The sequence below is a fragment of the Methanosarcina sp. genome, assembly GCF_035390745.1.
Taxonomy (GTDB): Archaea; Halobacteriota; Methanosarcinia; order Methanosarcinales; family Methanosarcinaceae; genus Methanosarcina.
Genome location: NZ_DAOOUJ010000106.1, coordinates 1 through 5,395, shown reverse-complemented (window position 1 = coordinate 5,395; position 5,395 = coordinate 1). Strand labels below are relative to the sequence as shown.

Sequence of the window (5,395 nt, the reverse complement as noted above, 5' to 3'; positions counted from 1 at the left end):
CTATAATCGATACCATCTATAATCGATACCATCTATAATCGATACCATCTATAATCGATACCATCTATATTACCTAGAGGTATTTGCCCACAAAGAATAAACCTTTTTATAAATACTTACTTCAAATAATAATAAAAGAATAATATTAAGTTATATAAAAATTAAGCAAAGAAGAAAAAGAAAAAGCGAACATATAAGAAAAAGATATGCAGTTAAGGAGCCCGAAATGGTAATAAAGAATCACACAATTACAGTTTCTCATGGTTCTTCTATCCAGCAATGAACTGAGAAAACTTATACGGGCAAATCCTCCTTTGCTTGAAAATGCTGTCGACACTGAAACCCAGATACAGCCTAACGGGCTTGAACTTACCCTGAAAGAAATTAAAACAATAGAAGGTGCTGGAGCTGTCGATTTCGACAATTCCGAAAGGAAAGTTCCTGATGCAAAATCCCTTGAATTCGGAAGCGACGACTGGATACACCTTCCAGAAGGGATCTATAAAGTGATATTTAACGAAATCGTGAATATTCCCATGAACCTGGCTGCAATTGCAAAGCCGAGATCAAGTCTTATTCGATGCGGAGCAACCCTTGAAACTGCTGTGTGGGACGCAGGTTACAGGGGGCGGAGCGAATCCATGCTTGTGGTTTATAACCCTGCAGGCTTTAAGTTGAAGAAAAACGCCAGGATAATGCAGCTACTTTTCTATACCCTTAATACCGAAGTAGAGGAAGGTTATTCAGGAGTTTACCAGAACGAAAATACAAACTGAATATGGAAAAAGAGCGTATTTTGAGGTCTGGAGTGAGGTATCTTTCGGAAATATACAGATAAAGTATATATCACCTGATCGGTATATCACAGCCTATGAGTACTATAGGAAAATCTGTAAGGATGGAGCGTATTTTCAATAGAAATACAGGTAATGCCATTATCATTCCCATGGATCATGGAGTAGGTGCAGGACCCATTTCAGGTCTTACAAACCTGCAGGAAGCTGTAAACAGAGTTGCAGAAGGTGGAGCTAATGCCGTTCTTGGACACATGGGACTTGCCAAACACGGCCACAGGGGTTATGGCCACGATGTAGGCCTGATAATCCACCTTTCAGCTTCAACCTCACTTGCTCTTGACCCGAACCATAAAGTCCTTGTCACAACTGTTGAAGAAGCCATAAAGGTAGGAGCTGATGCCGTATCTGTTCATATTAACATAGGAGCCGAAGACGAATATGAGATGCTGCAGGGTCTCGGCTATGTTGCAGGAAAATGTGATGAATGGGGAATTCCTCTCCTTGCAATGATGTATCCGAGAGGAAAAAAAGTCCGTTCCGAATACGATGTTGATGTGGTAAAGCATGCAGCAAGGATTGGGGCTGAACTTGGAGCAGATATTGTCAAAACAAACTACACCGGAAGCCCTGAAACCTTCAAAGAAGTTGTGAATGGGTGTCCTGTACCTGTAATTATTGCAGGCGGTCCCAAAATGGGCTCGGAAAAGGAACTTCTGGAAATGATCGAGGGTTCACTTGAAGCAGGCGGGCGCGGTGTTGCCATTGGAAGAAATGTATTCCAGGCAGAAGACCCGACCGGCCTCGTGCGGAGAATTTCGAAAATCGTCCATGAAGGTATGACTGCAGAAGAAATAACGAAAATGGGCAGAAATGCCTGAACACAGGCATTAAAAAACAGCAGTTGAAATAATAAAAACCAGGTACTAATACAATTAGTTTCATAGGTTAAATATATAATTATGATCTTATCCCAGATCTGTCGGGACGGGAAATTTACATTTCAGGAAATTTCCTGTAACCCATTCCAGTGGAACATCCGGGAATTTCCAATAATTCGTCTCTTTTCTGTTCTGTACATCTATTTTCTGTTCCTTTAATCTTAAAGCCCTGAGAATATATCTGATAATATGTGATCTACTTCAATAAAAAGAAGAAGATGCAGAAATGCTGACAATTCAAACTCTTTTTCCGGAATAGACCACTGGTATATAGAAAGATTCTCAGATCCAAACCATGTTTCTGTATATATCAGACAAAGAATTTGTGATTTACATGTAGATTCCAGTGGAAATTTGGGGCTTATTCTGAATTCTGCCAGGAAGAGCAAAGTATGAGAGAGGCAATTCTTACGGATATTAAAAAATATTTAAGAAGATTTGGTATTAGAATGAACTGAAAAAGATGTACAAGCAAAACTCATACAGGATAGAAAGAGAACTGAGTAAGATAAAAGGACTGAGTAAAAAATAAGTGATTTAAGAGATGGCAACACAGGTGAAAGTAAAACGAGAAAGCACAGGAGAAAGTAAAACGAGAAAGTAATGATACCTGTACAAATAAGGAAATAATCGAATAAACCAGTTCAGAGTTAAGGAAAAATAAAACTAAAAGGCTTTAACGTAAAAGGAGATCTGATCAAAAAATAGATTTCCGTAAAAATAAAGCTGCACATATAGGCTTCTGTTAGCGAAAGAGAAGGGAAAAAAGAGAAGGGGAAAAACTCATTTATAGCAATAAAATCCGGGGAACAATTAGAAAGTATATAGGAAAAAAACGAAAAGGCATAGATGAGGAAGAACTAAGAGTATTTAAAAAATCCATTTATGGATAGTTCCAGTGGAAATGAAGGGGTTCCTCTATAAAGAAAAGAAAGAAAATTAAAAGTCTAAAAATAATTTTTAAAATTATAAAAGTAAAAAGATTATCAAAAAAAGTGAAAATTAAAAGTCAGGCTCCAGAACATAATAGAGAATGAGCTCAGAACCAGAAACCTGCTATGTATATGCAGGAATCAGAAATCCACAACAGGCACAAGGTCACAGCCAGTGCATTTAAGGCACATTGTCATTGCAAGCGAGGGGTCAAGCCCGTACTTATTCAGAATTTCTGCTTCCATTTTTGCAAGTTTCAAAAGGCGTTCAGGAGAAGGGCGTTCGGTAAAACAGTCTCCGGACCTTAAGGGGTGGGGATTTACCGGGCGCAGGATGGGAATTACCCCCATCTTTGCAAGGGTTTCTACCCCTTCCCTGACAGAAGCATCGCTTTCTCCAAGCCCAACTATAAAATTACTGAAGACCCTGTTTTTTCCGAAAATTTCCACAGCTTCTTTAAGCCGGTCCAGAATATAATCAAGGGAAAGATCCCCGCAGACTTTCTGGAAAATATCTCTGTCCATTGTCTCGACATTATATTTAACTTCGTCAACCCCTGCGTCATGGAACTTCCGGGAACAGCCCTCGGTAGGATATACTGAAACTCCTATGGGGACATTATATTTTTTGAGGGCGGGGAGAAGTTTGAGCACACGCTCTACCTCATCTTCAATTGATGTTTCGACTCCAGATGTGAGAGAAATAGCTTTGAGAATTCCTGCCTTCAGAACTTCATCCACTATGCTCAGGACTTCTTCATCAGTTTTGACATGCCCCTGAAGTTTGGGTACAGGGCAGTATTTGCAGTCAAAGATGCACCTCTCGGAGAGCGTGATAAAAGCCTGATCAGGGCAGTGTGCAGGGGCAGGCTCAAGTTTTCCTCTGACAAGTTCTTTTCCTTCGTGCAGAAGCGCGACTGTCCCGTCCTCCCCTGCTGCTTTAATGGAAAGGGGAGAATTCTTATTCACAGTGAGCCTGACACGCTTTTCCCCTGCCCTGAAAAAAACGGAGCTGGTACCAGCCCCCGGACCTGCAGTGGATCCTCGAGCCCTGGGAATAAGCGAAGGGTCCACAGAAACGGAACCTATTGAAATAAGAAAGGCTTTTAATTCAGGTGTAATTGGTGTACTTTGCATCTAATGTCCCTCTGAATGAATATTTATACCCTTAGTTCAGCCCTTTTCTGATCTTCACGAGATAATATATAAATTATTCTGAAAAGATAATTTAAGCAGTTGGTAGCCAGATTTGAAATAAGGAACATTTTTTCATTACACATTAATTTAATTTTTCAAGCTAGAAAAAAAGCTTATTCGTCTTGCAAAAACAGAAACAAGCACTTATAAATAAAAGAAAAATCACTTAAATTTAAAATAAATAGAGGAGGAATAGGAATTATGTTGAAGAAGTGGTTTTCAGTACTTGTAATAATCATGTGTGCCATTTTTGCTGCTTCCTCGGGGTGCAGTGAAAACAACAAAGAAGACATAAGTGTTCCTGAAGAGTCGGGTGAAGCGGACGAAGAAGAATCTTCTGCCGGAAACGAAGAAGAAACTGATGTAGAGACCGTATCCACCGGAGATTCCAGCAACTGGTGTGCTGTAGGTTCTTCCTGGAAATCAACAAACCCCCAGACAGGCGAAGAAGTTACAATGAAAATTACCGGAATGGAGACAGTTGACGGAATTCCGATGTGCAAAGCCGTTTATGAGACAAATACTAAAGATGAAGAATACTCCAAAATTGAATATATGTGGTCCGAAAACGGAGAAACCTATTTCTGGACTGCTTATGACGAGTCCGGAGACGTTGTTTCAGAAATGAGCATGAAAGACGGCAAAATGAAAATGGTTGATGAAGAAGGCAATGTAGTGGAGTATTCTCAGGGGCAGTAAAATAACAGTAAAAGCCATAACAATAAGAGCCTGAAACCAGGATAAGAGCTGCAAATTCTGCTGGAAAAAATCCGGCATATTCTGTTTTTTTTCCTGAAATTCTCCCAGCCTGTTATTTTCAAATTATATTCTTATCTACCTGATTACCGGGAACCTGTGTTAAATCTTCTCTTTTTACTTCCACCTGTGCTCATGCCAGATTATATTAATTTCAAAACGAGTTTTTGAGTGAATCAGCCAGAGGTTGTTGGTTTTCAGGGTTTCTTGGGAAGAGGTATATGAATCATATGAATCATATAATACTAGTTCCTCGAATTAATATTACAATGATGTAATAATAGTATACAAAGTGAATAACATTATGTGTTACATAAATTTACAAAAGTGTTATATACCAGGAGTGCATAGTATATCTTGCGTTCTCATCCCTTCAACACCCCACAAATAATACAAGATCTACTCCACACAAGAAAGGGATAGAAGAAATAAAGAAATTAAACTAAAACTCGCAACCCGTGAGTCCAGTACCTCAATATCTCTTCCCAGATAAAATTAAAGCATCTCTTAATGCCGTTCGGAACTTCCAGGTTTTTGGATGGGAACGCAAGCCTATTTTAAAGAAATTTACACAGCAAGAAACTTCTTCTGGCGGTTTTATCTTCAGGGAATTTTATCATTAATTCTTCATGCAGTCCCGGAATTATACAAATTATAATTTTTGAATTTTCTTCCTCTTCTGGCATAACATTTAACCTGCAATGCTTTTAAAAAATGAAAGTAACTATTCAGGTAGGCTTAACAAGGCTACGCAATTTTTCCTCGTTCCGAGGAA

5 protein-coding genes are annotated in these 5,395 nt (G+C 39.1%); 3 read left to right on the top strand and 2 right to left on the bottom strand.

What is annotated here, in order from left to right; translation table 11 throughout:
- Nucleotides 1–260 precede the first annotated feature (260 nt).
- Nucleotides 261–776, top strand: coding sequence for a deoxyuridine 5'-triphosphate nucleotidohydrolase (locus PLL47_RS14385; protein WP_324447187.1), 516 nt, complete (start codon nucleotides 261–263; stop codon nucleotides 774–776).
- 95 nt (nucleotides 777–871) lie between these two features.
- On the top strand, nucleotides 872–1,675 hold the full coding sequence (locus tag PLL47_RS14380) for a 2-amino-3,7-dideoxy-D-threo-hept-6-ulosonate synthase (RefSeq protein ID WP_324447186.1): 804 nt from the start codon (nucleotides 872–874) through the stop codon (nucleotides 1,673–1,675).
- Between the two features lie 1,133 nt (nucleotides 1,676–2,808).
- Here the strand turns inward: PLL47_RS14380 and PLL47_RS14375 are convergent.
- A complete protein-coding gene (locus PLL47_RS14375) occupies nucleotides 2,809–3,804 on the bottom strand; it encodes a radical SAM protein (protein WP_324447184.1) in 996 nt (331 codons plus the stop codon).
- Nucleotides 3,805–4,065: 261 nt separating this feature from the next.
- Here PLL47_RS14375 and PLL47_RS14370 point away from each other — a divergent pair, with 261 nt between their 5' ends.
- Nucleotides 4,066–4,563 carry a hypothetical protein gene (locus PLL47_RS14370; protein WP_324447182.1) on the top strand — a complete coding sequence of 166 codons (498 nt, stop codon included), beginning with the start codon at nucleotides 4,066–4,068 and terminating at the stop codon, nucleotides 4,561–4,563.
- A gap of 614 nt (nucleotides 4,564–5,177) precedes the next feature.
- Here PLL47_RS14370 and PLL47_RS14365 read toward each other — a convergent pair.
- Entirely contained in the window at nucleotides 5,178–5,306 is a 129-nt protein-coding gene (locus PLL47_RS14365; RefSeq protein WP_324447180.1) for a hypothetical protein, read from the bottom strand.
- Between the last annotated feature and the right edge of the window lie 89 nt (nucleotides 5,307–5,395).